Annotated in this window: 16 protein-coding genes; 10 read left to right on the top strand and 6 right to left on the bottom strand. The window is 73.8% G+C overall.

From position 1 onward, the window contains the following. Positions 1 to 13 precede the first annotated feature (13 nt). The 10 genes from clpS to rdgB all read left to right on the top strand — a co-directional run bounded on the left by clpS (position 14) and on the right by rdgB (position 7571). Positions 14 to 304 (top strand): ATP-dependent Clp protease adapter ClpS, encoded by a 291-nt coding sequence (clpS, locus tag ACFY29_RS34695; protein ID WP_088946433.1) that lies wholly within the window; start codon positions 14 to 16, stop codon positions 302 to 304. A 2-nt stretch (positions 305 to 306) separates the two neighbouring features. Then, positions 307 to 801 carry a DUF2017 domain-containing protein gene (locus ACFY29_RS34690; RefSeq protein WP_172899170.1) on the top strand — a complete coding sequence of 165 codons (495 nt, stop codon included), beginning with the start codon at positions 307 to 309 and terminating at the stop codon, positions 799 to 801. A gap of 52 nt (positions 802 to 853) precedes the next feature. Continuing rightward, positions 854 to 1342 (top strand): M67 family metallopeptidase, encoded by a 489-nt coding sequence (locus tag ACFY29_RS34685; RefSeq protein ID WP_355610195.1) that lies wholly within the window; start codon positions 854 to 856, stop codon positions 1340 to 1342. Between the two features lie 66 nt (positions 1343 to 1408). Further along, positions 1409 to 1795: a MoaD family protein gene (locus ACFY29_RS34680; RefSeq protein ID WP_328424115.1), complete on the top strand. Its 387-nt coding sequence runs from the start codon at positions 1409 to 1411 to the stop codon at positions 1793 to 1795. A gap of 11 nt (positions 1796 to 1806) precedes the next feature. Then, positions 1807 to 2772, top strand: coding sequence for a pyridoxal-phosphate dependent enzyme (locus tag ACFY29_RS34675; protein WP_328424117.1), 966 nt, complete (start codon positions 1807 to 1809; stop codon positions 2770 to 2772). Between the two features lie 224 nt (positions 2773 to 2996). Further along, the gene (locus tag ACFY29_RS34670) at positions 2997 to 3740 is read left to right on the top strand and encodes an MBL fold metallo-hydrolase (protein ID WP_328424119.1); all 744 of its coding nucleotides are present in this window, start codon (positions 2997 to 2999) and stop codon (positions 3738 to 3740) included. Between the two features lie 111 nt (positions 3741 to 3851). Further along, on the top strand, positions 3852 to 4997 hold the full coding sequence (locus ACFY29_RS34665) for a glycosyltransferase family 4 protein (protein WP_386992969.1): 1146 nt from the start codon (positions 3852 to 3854) through the stop codon (positions 4995 to 4997). Further along, a complete protein-coding gene (locus tag ACFY29_RS34660) occupies positions 4994 to 6163 on the top strand; it encodes a glycosyltransferase (protein ID WP_386992967.1) in 1170 nt (389 codons plus the stop codon). Before ACFY29_RS34665 ends, ACFY29_RS34660 begins: the two co-directional genes overlap by 4 nt. A 9-nt stretch (positions 6164 to 6172) precedes the next feature. Next, entirely contained in the window at positions 6173 to 6901 is a 729-nt protein-coding gene (rph, locus tag ACFY29_RS34655) for a ribonuclease PH (protein WP_386992965.1), read from the top strand. A gap of 52 nt (positions 6902 to 6953) precedes the next feature. Continuing rightward, a complete protein-coding gene (gene rdgB / locus ACFY29_RS34650; protein ID WP_386992963.1) occupies positions 6954 to 7571 on the top strand; it encodes an RdgB/HAM1 family non-canonical purine NTP pyrophosphatase in 618 nt (205 codons plus the stop codon). A 31-nt stretch (positions 7572 to 7602) separates the two neighbouring features. On the opposite strand, the gene hutH is transcribed toward rdgB, so the two are convergent. The 6 genes from hutH to ACFY29_RS34620 are packed head-to-tail and all read right to left on the bottom strand — an operon-like array spanning position 7603 to position 15375. After that, positions 7603 to 9141: a histidine ammonia-lyase gene (gene hutH, locus ACFY29_RS34645; RefSeq protein ID WP_386992961.1), complete on the bottom strand. Its 1539-nt coding sequence runs from the start codon at positions 9139 to 9141 to the stop codon at positions 7603 to 7605. After that, entirely contained in the window at positions 9138 to 10298 is a 1161-nt protein-coding gene (hutI, locus tag ACFY29_RS34640) for an imidazolonepropionase (RefSeq protein ID WP_386992959.1), read from the bottom strand. Before hutI ends, hutH begins: the two co-directional genes overlap by 4 nt. Then, positions 10295 to 11662, bottom strand: a complete 1368-nt coding sequence (locus tag ACFY29_RS34635) for a formimidoylglutamate deiminase (RefSeq protein ID WP_386992957.1) — start codon at positions 11660 to 11662, stop codon at positions 10295 to 10297. The genes hutI and ACFY29_RS34635 overlap by 4 nt, the downstream gene beginning before the upstream one ends. Continuing rightward, positions 11653 to 12855 carry an allantoate amidohydrolase gene (locus ACFY29_RS34630; protein ID WP_386992956.1) on the bottom strand — a complete coding sequence of 401 codons (1203 nt, stop codon included), beginning with the start codon at positions 12853 to 12855 and terminating at the stop codon, positions 11653 to 11655. Before ACFY29_RS34630 ends, ACFY29_RS34635 begins: the two co-directional genes overlap by 10 nt. Continuing rightward, positions 12852 to 14507 (bottom strand): urocanate hydratase, encoded by a 1656-nt coding sequence (gene hutU, locus ACFY29_RS34625; protein WP_386992954.1) that lies wholly within the window; start codon positions 14505 to 14507, stop codon positions 12852 to 12854. Before hutU ends, ACFY29_RS34630 begins: the two co-directional genes overlap by 4 nt. 16 nt (positions 14508 to 14523) lie before the next feature. Next, the gene (locus tag ACFY29_RS34620; RefSeq protein ID WP_386992952.1) at positions 14524 to 15375 is read right to left on the bottom strand and encodes a MurR/RpiR family transcriptional regulator; all 852 of its coding nucleotides are present in this window, start codon (positions 15373 to 15375) and stop codon (positions 14524 to 14526) included. Positions 15376 to 15391 lie beyond the last annotated feature (16 nt).

Raw genomic sequence — 15391 nt, 5'->3', positions numbered from 1 at the left:
CACGATGGGGGGCATGGCGGCTCCGCAGGTTGCACCGGTCGAGACGCCGGACACTGACGAGGTGCCGGCGTCTGACCGGCAATGGGTGACGATCGTGTGGGACGACCCGGTCAACCTGATGACGTACGTGACCTGGGTCTTCCAGAAGCTTTTCGGCTACAGCCGGGAGAGGGCCGAGCAGCTCATGCTGGACGTGCACCACAAGGGCCGGGCCGTGGTCTCCACCGGCGCCCGGGAACGCATGGAGCACGACGCGTCGCAGCTGCACGCGTATGGGCTGTGGGCGACGGTGGACCGCTCGTGAGCATGTTCCGTCGCCAGGCCGGCCGCTACGTCGCCACCTTCGCCGTCGACGAGGTGCGGGTGCTGCGCAAGGTCGCCTCCGAGGTGGTCGGCCTGCTCACCGACGGCTTCGATCACACCGACCCGGTTGTCGGCCGGCTCTTCCCGGCGGTCTACCCGGAGGACGCGGCCGGCTCCGCCGAGTTCCGCCGTTACACCGAGGGCGACCTGAAGACCGCGAAGATCGACCAGGCCGGGGCGATCCTGGCCGCGCTGCCCGACGAGGCCGGCGGCGAGGTGCGGCTGGACGCCGAGGCGGCCGAGGCGTGGCTGCGGGCGCTGAACGACGCCCGGCTGGCGATGGGCGTCCGGCTGGAGATCAAGGACGGCACGGACCTGGGCGAGGAGTTGGACGACGCGGTGGCTGAGGACCCGGCCTCCAGCCGGGTGTTCCAGCTGTCGGTCTACGCGTACCTGGGATATCTGCAGGAGTCGCTGCTCAACGCCTTGATCGATTAGCGGTGACCGGCACCACTTCGGCCCGTGCCCGGCAGGCGTTAGGCTGGAACACGTGCTGAGCATCGACCGGTCGATCATCGACGCGATCGTCGCCCACGCGCGCCGGGACCACCCCGACGAGGCGTGCGGCGTGGTCGCCGGTCCCGTCGGCAGCGACACCCCGACCCGGCACATCCCGATGGACAATGCCGCGCGGTCGATGACCTTCTACGAGTTCGACTCGATGGAGCACCTGCGGGTGTGGCGGGAGATGGACGACCGGGACGAGGAGCCCGTGGTCATCTACCACTCGCACACCGCCACCGAGGCGTACCCCTCGCGGACGGACGTCTCCTTCGCCGGTGAGCCGGGCGCGCACTACCTGCTCGTCTCGACCCGCGAGCCCGACTCGGAGGAGATCCGGTCGTTCCGGATCGTCGACGGTGTAATCGCCGAGGAGCCGGTCCGGATCGTGGAGGCCGGGGTCGACCCGCATGCCGTCCAGTCCTACATGTTCGGGCAGAGCCCGGCGACGGTCGACTACGAGTGTTCCGGCCGCTGACCCGTCAGCAGCCGCACCCGTTTCGTCCCGTCACCGTAGGCACACCTGAACGAGGAGCACGACATCATGGCCATTGAGGTTCGCATCCCCACCATCCTGCGCAGCTACACCGGCGGCGCCAAGGTCGTCGAAGGCGCCGGCGACACCCTGAGCGACCTGCTCGCCGATCTGGACTCCCGGCACGGCGGGCTGCGGGGCCGGCTGGTCACCGAGGCCGGCACGCTGCACCGCTTCGTCAACGTCTACGTCAACGACGAGGACGTCCGCTTCCTCGGCGCGCTGGACGCCAAGCTCGCCGATGGCGACAGCGTCACCATCCTGCCGGCTGTGGCCGGCGGCGCGTTCGGCTTCGCCGCGGCAGCGGCGATCAGCCAGCACAGCGCCGCGGCAGCGGCGATCAGTCAGCACAGCGCCGCAGCCGCGGTGGCTCGCGGCGCCGTCGCCGCCCGCTGAGGGCGGTCGCCATGGCGCGGTACGACAGCCTGCTCGACGCCTGCGGGGGCACGCCGCTGGTCGGCCTGCCCCGACTCTCCCCGACGGTGCCCGACGGGGCGCCTCCGGTGCGGCTCTGGGCCAAGCTGGAGGACCGGAACCCGACCGGCAGCATCAAGGACCGCGCGGCGCTGTTCATGGTCCGCGCCGCGGAGGAGTCCGGCCGGCTCCGGACGGGTGACACCATCCTGGAGCCGACCAGTGGCAACACCGGCATCTCGCTGGCCATGGTGGCCAAGCTGCGCGGCTACCGGCTGGTCTGCGTGATGCCGGAGAACGTCTCCACCGAGCGGGTCCAGCTGCTCCGGATGTACGGCGCTGAGATCATTTTCTCGCCGGCGCCGGGTGGCTCCAACCAAGCCGTCGCCACGGCCAAGCAGATCGCCGCCGAGCACCCGGACTGGGTGATGCTCTACCAGTACGGCAACGAGGCGAACGCCCGGGCGCACTACGAGACGACCGGCCCGGAACTGCTGCACGACCTGCCCACCATCACGCACTTCGTGGCCGGGCTGGGCACCACCGGCACCCTGATGGGCACCGGGCGCTACCTGCGGGAGAAGGTCGACGGCATCCAGGTCGTGGCCGCCGAGCCGCGCTACGGCGAGGTGGTCTACGGCCTGCGCAACATCGACGAGGGGTACGTGCCGGAGCTCTACGACGCCTCGGTGCTCTCCCGGCGCTTCTCGGTGGGCACCCGGGACGCGGTGCTGCGCACCCGGCAGCTCGTCGACGTGGAGGGCATCTTCGCCGGCTTCTCCACCGGCGCCATCCTGCACGCCGCGCTCGCGGTGGCGCATGAGGCGGTCCGCGACGGTCGCCGTGCCGACGTGGCCTTCGTGGTCTGCGACGGCGGCTGGAAGTACCTGTCCACCGGCGCGTACGGCGGGACGCTGGCCGACGCCGAGGACGCCCTGGAGGGCCAGCTCTGGGCCTGACCAACCTGGTCGGTTTGTACGGGCCGTCGACCCTCGCGTCGGCGGCCCGCACGCTGTCCACAGCCTCGTGAACAGGTGTCACGTTCGTGACAACTTCCAAAGGATGATTCTTGCTGCCGGGTACCCCGGCGTAGGCTGCGCAGCGTGGCGCACGCGTCGGTAGAGATCACGGCCTGGACGATGGCCGACACGGATGCTACTGACAGTGACAGCGAGACGACTCGATGCGACTGACCGTTCTGGGTTGCGCCGGGAGCTTCCCCGGCCCCGAGTCGCCGTGTTCGGCCTACCTCGTCGAGGCGGACGGCTTCCGGCTCCTGGTCGACTTCGGCTCAGGTTCGCTGTCCAGCCTCCAGCGGTACGCGGGGCTGCACGCCCCGGACGCGATCCTGCTGACCCACCTGCACTGCGACCACATCCTCGACGCCGTGTCGTACGTGGTGGTCCGCCGGTACGCCCCGGACGGCCCCCGCCCGGCGCTGCCGGTGTACGCGCCCTCCGGCGCACCGGACCGGCTCAGTGCCGCGTACGGCGACGACGGCACCGTGGAGGACGTCTACCAGTTCTACGCCCTCCAACCGGGCACCTTCCCGATCGGGCCGTTCACGGTCACCGTCGACCGGGTCAACCACCCCGTCGAGACGTACGGCGTGCGGCTGGAGCACGGCGGCCGATCGCTCTGCTACTCCTCGGACACCGCGCCCTGCGACGCGCTGCTGCGGCTGGCCCAGAACGCCGACGTCTTCCTGTGCGAGGCCAGCTACCTCGACGGCGCGGACAATCCGCCGGATCTACACCTCACCGGCCGGGAGGCTGGTGAGACGGCGACCAAGGCCGTGGTGGGCCGGCTGCTGCTCACCCACCTGGTGGCCGCCTGGGGCAGCGAGGCGCACACGCTGGAGTCGGCCGCCGGGGCGTACACCGGGCCGCTCGAGGTGGTCCGGGCCGGCGCCAGCTACGACGTCTGACCCATCGCGTCCCGGTCTTCCGGGGTCGGCCAGCGGTCTTGTGCCGTACTGTTCGCCAGCCGGTCAGCGGACGGTCGTCTGGCGCACCCGTGGCACCCGCACGGTGTGGGCATGCGGATCGCCATCGTGACCGAGTCGTTCCCGCCGGACGTGAACGGCGTCGCGCACTCCGTGGTGCGGACGGCGGAACACCTGCTCGCCCGGGGCCACGAGCCGGTCGTCATCGCGCCCGCCCCGTCCGGGGCCGGCCGGCAGGACACCGACGGGTTGCCGTACCCGGTGGTGCGCATCCCCAGCGTGCCGTTGCCCCGATACCAGGGGTTCCGGCTGGGCGTGCCGACCACCACCCGGCTGGCTGGGGCGCTGCTGTCGGCCGAGCCGGACGTGGTCCACCTGGCGAGTCCGTTCATCCTCGGCGCTCGGGCGGCCACGCTGGCCAGCCGGCACCGGCTGCCCACGGTGGCGGTCTACCAGACCGACGTCGCGGCCTATGCCCGGGCGTACCGGGTGGGCTGGGGTGAGGCGGCGGCCTGGCGTCGGCTTCGGGAGATTCACAACTCGGCGCAGCGCACCCTCGCCCCGTCCACCCGGGCCGCGGCCGACCTGATCGCCAACGGGGTACAGCGGATCTGGCTGTGGCGCCGGGGCGTCGACGCCGTCCGGTTCGACCCGGCCAAGCGCTGCGCGGCGCTGCGCCACCAGTTGGCCCCCGGCGGGGAACTGCTGGTCGGCTACGTCGGCCGGCTGGCCCCGGAGAAGCGGGTGGAGCTGCTGGCGGCGACCTCCCGGCTGCCGGGCGTACGGGTGGTGGTGGCCGGCGACGGCCCGGCCCGCCGCCAACTGGCGCGAGCGCTGCCCGGGGTGAACTTCCTGGGGGTGCAGCACGGCGAGGACCTCGCTCGGCTCTACGCCAGCCTGGACCTGTTCGTGCACACGGGTCCGCACGAGACCTTCGGCCAGACCCTCCAGGAGTCGTTGGCCTCCGGCGTGCCGGTGGTGGCGCCGGCCAGCGGCGGGCCGGTCGACCTGGTCGACCCGGGGGTGACCGGGCTGCTGGTGCCGCCGAACGACGGGGACGCGCTCGCCGACGCGGTGGCCGAGTTGGCCGCCGACGCCGACCGGCGGCGGGCGTACGGGCTGGCCGCCCGGGCCGCCGTGGGCCGGCGTAGCTGGGCCGCGGTCGGCGACGAGCTGATCGGCCACTATCACGCCGTACGGGCCGGGGCCGCCACCGTCGGCCTGCCAGCCGCATCGTGACCGGGACCGCCGGTGGGCTGCGGATCGTGCGGCTCGCCAACTTCGTGACCGCACGCTCCGGCGGCCTGCGCACCGCGCTGCGGCATCTCGGCGAGGGCTACCGGGCGGCCGGGCACGATCCGGTGCTGGTGATACCCGGCCCACGGGCCACCGACGAGAGGCACCCGTGGGGTCGGGTCGTCACTCTGCCCGGGCCGGAGCTGCCCGGCAGCGGCGGCTACCGGCTGCTCGCCGGTCGGCGCCGGTTGGCCCGGGTGCTCGCCGAGTTGGCGCCGGACCGGTTGGAGGTCTCCGACCGGTCGTCGCTGCGCTGGACGGGGAGTTGGGCGAAGGCGCACGGGGTGCCGTCGGTGATGGTCTCGCACGAGTCGCTGACCGGGCTGCTCGGCCAGTGGGGCGTGCCGGACGCGCTGCGCCGACCGACCGCCGACCGGCTCAACCGGGCGACCAGCCGGGCGTACGACCGGATCGTGTGCACCACCCGCTGGGCGGCCGAGGAGTTCGACCGGATTGGCGCGGACAACGTAAACCTGGTGCCGCTCGGGGTGGACCTGGACACCTTTCGTCCGGACCGGGCCGACCCGCGGCTGCGTGAGCGCTACGCCGACCCGACCGAGCTGTTGCTGGTGCACTGCGCCCGGCTGTCCCCGGAGAAACGCCCCGAGCTGGCCGTGCGGGCGCTGGCCGAGCTGCGCCGGGCCGGCGTGCCGGCGGTGCTGGTGATGGCCGGGGACGGCCCGCTGCGCACCGCGCTGGCCCGCCGCGCCGCCGGCCTGCCCGTCACGTTCACCGGCTTCCTGCCCGACCGCGCCGCGGTGGCCGCTCTGCTCGCCAGCGCGGACGTGGTGCTGGCACCCGGCCCGGTGGAGACCTTCGGCCTGGCCGGGCTGGAGGCACTGGCCTGTGGCACCCCGGTGGTGGTCAACGCGGCCAGCGCGCTGCCCGAGGTGGTCGGGACGGCGGGGCTGGCCGCGTACGGCTCGGGGGCGTCGGTGGCCGCGGCGGTGACCCGGCTGGCGGCCCGGCCGGAGGCGGAGCGGCGGCGGGCCGCCCGGGCCCGGGCCGAGGAGTTCGGCTGGCCGGCGGCCGTCGCCGGATTCGTCCGGGTGCACGGCGCGGAGTCCGGTCGGGGCACCCCGGGGCAGGGAGATCACCGCACCACATAGGGTGCAGGCATGGCGCGACCTGACGGGCGAGGGCCCGATCAACTTCGACCGGTGACCCTGACCCGAGGCTGGAGCACCCATCCGGAGGGCTCGGTGCTCGTCGAGTTCGGCGGCACCCGGGTGCTCTGCACGGCGAGCGTCACCGAGGGGGTGCCCCGCTGGCGCAAGGGCTCCGGGCTCGGCTGGGTGACCGCCGAGTACGCGATGCTGCCCCGGGCCACCAACACCCGCTCCGACCGGGAGAGCGTCAAGGGTCGGGTCGGTGGCCGGACCCATGAGATCTCCCGGCTGATCGGCCGCAGCCTGCGCGCCTGCATCGACCTCAAGGCGCTGGGCGAGAACTCGGTGGTGCTCGACTGCGACGTGCTCCAGGCCGACGGCGGCACCCGGACCGCCGCGATCACCGGCGCGTACGTGGCGCTGCACGACGCGGTGGACTGGCTGGCCGCCCGCAAGGCGTTGGCCGGGAAGCCGGAGAAGGTGATGCACCGCTCGGTGGCCGCGGTCAGCGTGGGGATCATCGCCGGCGAGGCGCGGCTCGACCTCTGCTACGAGGAGGACGTGGCCGCCGAGGTGGACATGAACGTGGTCTGCACCGGTGCGGGCGACTTCGTCGAGGTGCAGGGCACCGGCGAGGCGGGCGTGTTCGCCCGGGAGCAGCTCGACGCCCTGCTCGACCTGGCCGTCGCCGGCTGCGCGGACCTGGCCGAAGCCCAGCGGAAGGCCCTCGGCCCGTGAGCGCGAGGAGTGCGCTTGCGAGCCCTGCAGCCGCGAACAAAGGTGATCTCTCATGAACAAGGTCCTGCTCGCCACGCGCAACCGAAAGAAGCTGGTGGAACTCCAGCGGATCCTGGACGCCGCGCTCGGCGCGCACCGGATCGCCCTGCTCGGGCTGGATGACGTCGAGCAGTACCCGGAGCTGCCGGAGACCGGCCTGACCTTCGGCGAGAACGCGCTGATCAAGGCGCGGGAGGGTTGCCGGCGTACCGGGCTGCCGACCATCGCCGACGATTCCGGGCTGGCGGTGGACGCGCTCAACGGGATGCCGGGTGTGTTCAGCGCCCGGTGGTCCGGCCAGCACGGCGACGACCATGCCAACCTCCAGTTGGTGCTGGATCAGATCGCCGACGTGCCCGACGAGGAGCGAGCCGCCTCTTTCGTCTGCACGGTGGCGCTGGTGCTGCCCGGTGGCAAGGAGCACCTGGTCGACGGCCGGCAGTCCGGGCGGGTGCTGCGCGCCCCGCGTGGCGACGGTGGGTTCGGCTACGACCCGATCTTCCTGGGCGACGGGCAGGACCGGACCAACGCCGAGCTGACCCCGGAGCAGAAGGACGCGATCAGCCACCGCGGCAAGGCGCTGCGCGAGCTGGCCAAGCTGGTCGCCAAGGTGCTGCCGCCCGCCGCCTGACCCGCGGCGGACGACAGCGACCCCGCAGAGGTCAGCCCAGCGGGCCGACCTCCCGTTCGATGGCGGCGCGCAGTTCCGGGCCGGCCAGCACCGCGCGGGCCGCCTCCATCACCGGGGCGAGGAACACGTCCGGGCCCGGCTCACCGGCCGCTCCGCCCAGTGCAGCGACCGCGGCCCGGCCGGCCGGCGACGGCTCCAGCGGGGCGCGCAGCTGAAGGCCGCGTACGCCGGCCAACAGCTCCACCGCGAGCAGGCTGGTCAGGTTGTCCAGCACCGTGCGCAGCTTCTTGGCCGCCGCCCAGCCCATCGAGACGTGGTCCTCCTGCATGCCGCTGGTGGGCAGCGAATCCACCGAGGCCGGGGCGGCCAGTCGCCGGTTCTCCGCGACGATCCCGGCCGCCGTGTACTGGGCGATCATCAGCCCGGAGTTCACCCCGGCGTCGGGGGAGAGGAACGCCGGTAGCTCCCGGGAGCGGGTGACGTCCAGCAGCCGGTCCACCCGCCGCTCGGCGATCGCGCCCACCTCGGCGGCAGCGATGGCGAGGAAGTCCGCGGCGAAGCCGAGCGGCGCGCCGTGGAAGTTACCGGTCGACTCGACCCGGCCGTCCGGCAGCACCACCGGGTTGTCCACCACGGACACCAGCTCCCGGCCCGCGACCGTGCGGACGAAGTCCAGGGTGTCCCGGGCCGCGCCGGCCACCTGCGGCGCACAGCGCATCGAGTACGCGTCCTGCACGGCGTGCGCCAGGTCGTCGCGGTGCGAGTCCATCACCCGGGAGTCCTGCAGCAGCCGGTGGATGTTCGCCGCCGACGTCGCCTGGCCGGGGTGCGGCCGGATCGCGTGCAGCTCGGGAAGGAACGGCCGCTCCGAGCCGAGCATCGCCTCGATCGCCAGCGCGGCGGTCACGTCGGCCATGGCGAACAGGTGCGCCGCGTCGTGGATGGCCAGCAGCAGCATGCCGAGCATTCCGTCGGTGCCGTTGATCAGCGCCAGCCCCTCCTTGGCGGCCAGCTCGATCGGCTTGAGCCCCGCCGCGGCCAGCGCGTCCGCCGCGTCCTGCCGATCGCCGGCCGGGCCGAGCACCCAGCCCTCACCGAGCAGCACCAGCGCGCAGTGTGCCAGCGGCGCCAGGTCGCCGGAGGCGCCCAGCGAGCCGTGCTCCGGCACCCACGGCGTGATGTCGTGGTTGAGCAGGTCGACCAGCGCCTCGGCGATCAGCGGGCGGACCCCGGAGCGGCCCAGGGCGAGCGACCGGACCCGCAGCAGCATCATCGCCCGGACCACCTCGCGCGGCATCGGGGCGCCCACCCCGGCGGCGTGCGAGCGGATCAGCGCGTGTTGCAGCTCGGCCCGCCGCTCCGGGGCGACGAAGGTGTTGGCCAGCGCCCCGAACCCGGTCGAGACGCCGTACACGGGCCGCCCGGCGGCCTCGATGCCGTCCACGATCGCGCGGCTGGTCGCCATCGCCTCCCGGGTGGCCGGGTCGAGCACCACCGTGGCGGTGCCGCGGGCCACCGCGAGCACGTCGTCGGCGGAGATTCCGGTGGGTTGGATGGTCACGGTCGTCATTGCGGCACTCCGTTGAGCAGGACCTGGCGGATCAGTGGGACACCGGGCCGGTAGGCCAGGTGCAGGTACGAGGGGGCGTCCAGGACGACGAGGTCGGCCCGGGCGCCGGGGGTGAGCACGCCGATGTCGTCGCGGCGCAGCGCCCGCGCGCCGCCCAGCGTCGCGGCCCGGACCGCCTCCGCCGGGGTCATCCGCATCTCGCGGACGGCGAGGGCCACACAGAACGGCATGGACGAGGTGTACGACGAGCCGGGGTTGCAGTCGGTGGCCAGCGCGACGGTGACGCCGGCGTCGAGCAGCCGGCGGGCGTCCGGGTAGGGCGAGCGGGTGGAGAACTCGGCACCGGGCAGCAGGGTGGCCACGGTGGTCGCCGAGGCCAGCGCGTCCACGTCGGCGTCGCTCAAGTGGGTGCAGTGGTCGACGCTGGCGGCGCCCAGTTCCACGCCGAGCTGGACACCGGGGCCGGGGCCGAGCTGGTTGGCGTGCACCCGCACGCCCAGCCCGGCGGCCTGCCCGCAGGCGAGGATGGCCCGGGCGTGGTCGACGTCGAAGGCACCCCGCTCGCAGAACACGTCGATCCACTTCGCGTGCGGCGCGGCGGCGGCCAGCATCGGCCCGCAGACCAGCCCGACGTAGTCGTCGGGACGGCCGGCGTACTCGGCGGGCACCACGTGCGCGCCGAGGAAGGTGGTCTCGGTGCTGGTCTCGGCGGCGATCCGCAGCGAGCGGGCTTCGTCGGCGACGGTCAGCCCGTACCCACTCTTGATCTCCATGGTGGTGGTGCCCTGGAGCAGGGCCTCCCCGCGCAATCGGCGTACGGTGGCCCGCAGGTCGTCGTCACTGGCGGCCCGGGTCGCGCCGACCGTGGTCCGGATGCCGCCGCCGGTGTACGGCTGGCCGGCCATCCGGGCGGCGAACTCGGCGGCCCGGTCGCCGGCGAAGACCAGGTGTGCGTGGCTGTCCACGAAGCCGGGCAGCACGGCTGCCCCACCGGCGTCGACCCGCCGGTCGGCGGCCGGCGCGTACGACGCCGGCCCGACCCAGGCCACCCGGCCGTCCTCGACCAGCACGGCCGCGTCGCGGCGGATGCCCAGCGGGCCCTCGCCAGCGCCGTTGGTGACCAGCTCCCCGATGTTGTCGACCAGCAGGCTGCTCATGCTGGTGTCACCGCCTGGATCGAGGCCGACAACTCGGCCGGCACGTCCACGCTCAGGTGCCTGCCCTCGGCCACCACCACACGGCCGTCCACCACGACCTGCTCGACGTCCGCCGCCCCGGCCGCGAAGAACGCGCCAACCGGCGGTACCCCGGCGGTGCGGGCGCTGTCCAGCCGTACCGTGACCAGGTCGGCGCGCGCTCCCACGGCGATCCGCCCGGCGTCGGCCCAGCCCAGCGCGGCGTGCCCGGCGGCGCTGGCGGCGCTGAGCAGCTCGACCGGGGTGAAGTGGCCGCGCCGCCGGGTGCGCAGCCGTTCGTCCAGCTCCACCGCCCGGGCCTCCTCGAAGAGGTCGATCACGGCGTGGCTGTCGCTGCCCAGGCTCAGCTGGATCCCCACGTCGGCCATCCGGCGGGCCGGGCCGATCCCGTCGGCCAGGTCCCGCTCGGTTGTCGGGCAGAGGCACGCCCCGGTCCGGCTCTCCCCGAGCAGCGTCAGGTCACCGCTGGTCGGGTGGGTGACGTGCACGGCCGTGGTGTTCGATCCGAGCACGCCGTGCTCGGCGAGCAGCGCGGTCGGCGTGCGGCCGTGCACGGCCCGACACTCGTCGTTCTCGGCGGGCTGCTCGGAGAGGTGCACGTGCAGCGGCGCCGACCGGTCCCGTGCCCAGGCGGCCACCGTGCCGAGCTGGTCGGCGGGGACCGCCCGCACCGAGTGCACGGCAGCGCCGACCCGCGCGTGGGAGTCCGTCGGTTGGAACGCCGCCGCCCGCTCGGCCCACCGGGTCGCGTCGCCGTCACCGAAACGCCGCTGCGGCCCGGCCAGCGCCCGGCCGTCCACGCCGGCCGTCAGGTAGCAGGTGTCCAGCAGGGTGAGCCGGATCCCGGCATGCGCGGCGGCCTCGACCAGGGCCGCACCCATCGCGTTCGGATCGTCGTAGGCGCCGCCGTCGGGGCGATGGTGCAGGTAGTGGAACTCGCCGACGCAGGTGATCCCCGCCAGCGCCATCTCGGCGTAGACCGCCCGGGCCAGGGCGAGGTAGGTGTCCGGATCCAGGCGATCCGCGACGGCGTACATCCGGTCCCGCCAGCTCCAGAAGTCGCCCCGGCCGCCGTGGGTGCGCCCGCGCAGCGCCCGATGGAACGCGTGCGAGTGCACATTGGACAGCCCCGGCAGGGTCAGCCCGGCCAGTGGCACGGCGTCGGCGTACACCTCGACCCCGGCCGGCGGCCGGCTTCCGGCGGTCAACGGCGTCACGCCAGTGATCCGCTCCCCATCGGTCTCGATCAGCACGTCGGGCGTGGGCTCGGCGTAGTTGGGCAGCCAGGCGTACTCGGCGAGCCAGCGGGTCGGGGTCACCGGCATATCAGCTCCTCAAGGACGCGGGCCAGAGCCCGTACCCCGGCGGCGCAGTCGGCGTCGGTGGCCGCCTCGGCGGGGGAGTGCGACACCCCGCTCGGATTGCGCACGAAGAGCATGGCCGTGGGCAGGTGCGCGGCGAGCACTCCGGCGTCGTGCCCCGCGCCGGTGGGCAGCACCGGCGCGTCGAGCAGTGCGGCCAGCCGGCCGGCCAGCCCGCCGTCGAAGGCGACCAGCGGCGTCGCTGACTCCTCGGTCAGCGTCACCGCCGTACCGTCGCGACGGGCCCGCTCGGCGACCTTGCCCCGCACCGCGTCGACCAACCCGGAGAGGGTCTCCGGGTCGGCGGCCCGGGCGTCCAGCCAACCGGTGACCTTCGACGGGATGGCGTTGGTGGCGTTCGGCTCGACGGCGACCCGGCCCACCGTGGCGTGCGCGCCGCGCAGCCGGGCCTCCTTGTTGGCCGCCAACACGGTGAACGCGTAGGTGAGCATCGGGTCGCGGCGGTCGGCCATCCGGGTGGTACCCGCGTGGTTGCCCTCGCCGACAACGTCGAAGCGCCACCGGCCGTGCGGCCAGATCGCGCTGGCCACCGCGACCGGCGCGTCCGTCTCGACCAGCGCGCGGCCCTGCTCGACGTGCAGCTCCACGAAGGCGCCGAACCGGCCCAGCAGCTCCGGGCGGGCGCCCGCCGGCTGGTCGCCGAGCGCCTCGGCGAAGCTCACCCCGGCCGCGTCGCGCAGCCCGGCCGCGCGGTCGACCGCGAGCGCCCCGGTGAGCAACCGCGACCCCAGGCACGGTACGCCGAAGCGTGCCCCTTCCTCCTCGACGAACGCGCCCAGCACCAGCGGCCGGCCCGGCGCGACGCCGGCGGCGCGCAACTCGTCCACGGCGAGGAACGCGCTCACGATGCCGAGCGGCCCGTCGTACGCCCCGCCGTGCGGCACCGAGTCGAAGTGGCTGCCGGTCAGCACCGCGTCCCCGGCCTCCGGGTCACCCCAGTGCGCGAAGAGGTTGCCGTTGCCGTCCTCGGTGACCGGCATGGCTCGGCGGTCGGCCTGCGACCGGAACCAGCTGCGTAGCTCCAGCTCTGGCTCGGTCAACGCGTAGCGCAGGTAGCCGCCGCTGCCGGCGTCCCGCCCGATCGGCGCGATCTCGTCCCACAGCGTCCGGAACCGGCCGGGAAGGTCGTCGGTCACGCCGGCCCTTCCGTCATCGGGACGCGGACGCCAGTGCGTTCCGCGACCGCGCGGGCGGAGTCGTAGCCGGCGTCGACGTGACGGATCACACCCATGGCCGGGTCGTTGGTGAGCACCCGCTCGATCTTCTGCCCCGCGAGGGCGGTGCCGTCGGCCACACAGACCTGCCCGGCGTGGATGGAGCGGCCGATGCCCACCCCACCGCCATGGTGGATGGACACCCAGGAGGCGCCACTGGCCGTGTTGACCAGTGCGTTGAGCAGCGGCCAGTCAGCGATCGCGTCGGAGCCGTCGGCCATCCCCTCGGTCTCCCGGTACGGGCTTGCCACGCTGCCGGTGTCCAGGTGGTCCCGGCCGATCACCACCGGGGCGGAGAGTTCGCCGGAGGCGACCATGTCGTTGAACCGCACACCTGCCTTGTCCCGCTCGCCCTGGCCGAGCCAGCAGATCCGGGCCGGCAGGCCCTGGAAGGCGACCCGCTCACCGGCCAGCTTGATCCAGCGGGCCAGCGACTCGTTCTCCGGGAACAGCTCCAGGATCGCCCGGTCGGTGGCGGCGATGTCGGCCGGGTCGCCGGAGAGCGCCGCCCACCGGAACGGACCCCTGCCCTCGCAGAACAGCGGCCGGATGTACGCCGGCACGAAGCCGGGGAAGTCGAAGGCGCGCTGGTAGCCGCCGAGCTGCGCCTCGCCCCGGATCGAGTTGCCGTAGTCGAAGACCTCGGCGCCGGCGTCGAGGAAGCCGACCATCGCCTCGACGTGCTTCGCCATCGACGCCCGGGCCCGGTCGGTGAACTCGACCGGCTTCGCCGCCGCGTACTCCCGGGCGTCGGCCAGCTCCACCCCCACCGGCAGGTACGCCAGCGGGTCGTGCGCGCTGGTCTGATCGGTCACGATGTCGATCTCGACGCCCCGGTTCAGCAGCTCGGGAAAGACCTCCGCGGCGTTGCCGACCACGCCGACGGAGAGCGCGCGCCGGTCCCGCTTCGCAGCCAGCACCCGCCGCACCGCGTCGTCCAGCGAGTCGGCCACCTCGTCCAGGTAGCGGTCGTGCACCCGCCGGTCGAGGCGGGTCCGGTCCACGTCAACGATCAGGCAGACGCCGCCGTTCATGGTGACCGCGAGCGGCTGCGCACCGCCCATCCCGCCGCACCCGGCGGTGAGCGTCAGCGTGCCCGCGAGGGTGTCCTTGAACCGCTTGGCGGCCACCGCGGCGAACGTCTCGTAGGTGCCCTGGAGGATGCCCTGGGTGCCGATGTAGATCCACGAGCCGGCGGTCATCTGCCCGTACATGGTCAAGCCCAGCTGCTCCAACCGGCGGAACTCCGGCCAGGTAGCCCAGTCGCCGACCAGGTTGGAGTTGGCCAGCAGCACCCGGGGCGCCCACTCGTGGGTGCGCATCACCCCGACCGGACGGCCCGACTGCACCAGCATCGTCTCGTCCTCGCGCAGGTCGGTCAGCGTGCGGACCAGCGCGTGGTACGACGGCCAGTCCCGCGCGGCCTTGCCGGTGCCGCCATAGACCACCAGGTCGTCGGGGCGTTCGGCAACCTCCGGGTCGAGGTTGTTCATGAGCATCCGCAGGGCGGCCTCCTGCGGCCACCCACGGGCGGTGAGCTGGCTGCCCCGTGCGGCACGGACGGGCTGGGTCATCTCTGGTCTCCTCCGGTCATCCCAGGAACAACTGACGGCGGGCCGCGGAGGCTTCGAATGCCTCCAGGCGGCGCTGGGTGTCGGCCGGCGCGGCGTCGCAGATCGCCTGCAACAGCACCATGGCCAGGGTCATCGGTGCGGTGTGCAGGTCGAAGACGAGCTGGGCGCCGACCGCGGCGGGCAGCACCACGTCGGCGTGCTCGGTGGCCGGGCTGACCGGCGAGTCGGTGATCGCCACCACGGTCAACCCGGCGGCGCGTGCCTCGCGCAGCGCGTCCAGGGTCTCCCGGGGGTAGCGGGGCAGCACGAAGGCGAGCAGCGCGCCGGCCCCGGCCTCGGCTGCCTGCTCCAGGCGATCGGTGAGCAGGCTGCCGCCGTCGTCGAGCACCCGCACGTCCGGGTGCACCTTGGCCGCGAAGTAGGCGAAGTAGGCGGCCAGGGGCGCGGCGGCCCGCAGGCCGAGCACCGGCAGCGGGCGGCTGGCGGCGAGCAGCCGGCCGGTCTCGGCGATCCGGTCCCGGTCAGCGAGCTGACCGGCGAGCCGGTCCAGGTTGCCCATCTCGGCGCGTACCGCCTGCTGGAGTTCGTTGCCGGCGTCCGCCGGCCCGCCGGGCGCGGCGGTGGTCAGGTCGCGCAGCCGGCGGCGCAGGGCCGGGTAGCCGTCGTGGCCGAGTGCGACGGCGAATCGGGTGACCGACGGCTGGCTGACCCCGGCCAACTCGGCGACCTCGGCCGCTGAGAGGTACGCCACGGCCGGGGCGTGCTGGACGAGGCAGTGCGCGATCCGGCGCTGGGTCGGGGTGAGTCGCACCCCGTCGAACAGATCGAGCACCTGCTCGACCGGCGCCCCGACAGCTCCTTCATTCACGCCAGGACTCTATGCA

The organism is Micromonospora sp. NPDC000668, assembly GCF_042897975.1.
GTDB lineage: Bacteria > Actinomycetota > Actinomycetes > Mycobacteriales > Micromonosporaceae > Micromonospora.
Note: the sequence above shows the minus strand (reverse complement) of the source record. Positions and strands in the feature narration are given on the sequence as shown.

What these genes read in the sequence shown, in the direction of transcription:
- ACFY29_RS34670 (WP_328424119.1), top strand. Translation starts at nt 2,997, where the DNA reads ATGCGACTGACCGTTCTGGGTTGCGCCGGGAGCTTCCCCGGCCCCGAG.
- ACFY29_RS34635 (WP_386992957.1), bottom strand. Translation starts at nt 11,662, where the DNA reads ATGCCGGTGACCCCGACCCGCTGGCTCGCCGAGTACGCCTGGCTGCCC.
- hutI (WP_386992959.1), bottom strand. Translation starts at nt 10,298, where the DNA reads ATGAGCAGCCTGCTGGTCGACAACATCGGGGAGCTGGTCACCAACGGC.
- rdgB (WP_386992963.1), top strand. Translation starts at nt 6,954, where the DNA reads ATGAACAAGGTCCTGCTCGCCACGCGCAACCGAAAGAAGCTGGTGGAA.
- hutH (WP_386992961.1), bottom strand. Translation starts at nt 9,141, where the DNA reads ATGACGACCGTGACCATCCAACCCACCGGAATCTCCGCCGACGACGTG.
- ACFY29_RS34675 (WP_328424117.1), top strand. Translation starts at nt 1,807, where the DNA reads ATGGCGCGGTACGACAGCCTGCTCGACGCCTGCGGGGGCACGCCGCTG.
- hutU (WP_386992954.1), bottom strand. Translation starts at nt 14,507, where the DNA reads ATGACCCAGCCCGTCCGTGCCGCACGGGGCAGCCAGCTCACCGCCCGT.
- ACFY29_RS34665 (WP_386992969.1), top strand. Translation starts at nt 3,852, where the DNA reads ATGCGGATCGCCATCGTGACCGAGTCGTTCCCGCCGGACGTGAACGGC.
- rph (WP_386992965.1), top strand. Translation starts at nt 6,173, where the DNA reads ATGGCGCGACCTGACGGGCGAGGGCCCGATCAACTTCGACCGGTGACC.
- ACFY29_RS34690 (WP_172899170.1), top strand. Translation starts at nt 307, where the DNA reads ATGTTCCGTCGCCAGGCCGGCCGCTACGTCGCCACCTTCGCCGTCGAC.
- ACFY29_RS34680 (WP_328424115.1), top strand. Translation starts at nt 1,409, where the DNA reads ATGGCCATTGAGGTTCGCATCCCCACCATCCTGCGCAGCTACACCGGC.
- clpS (WP_088946433.1), top strand. Translation starts at nt 14, where the DNA reads ATGGCGGCTCCGCAGGTTGCACCGGTCGAGACGCCGGACACTGACGAG.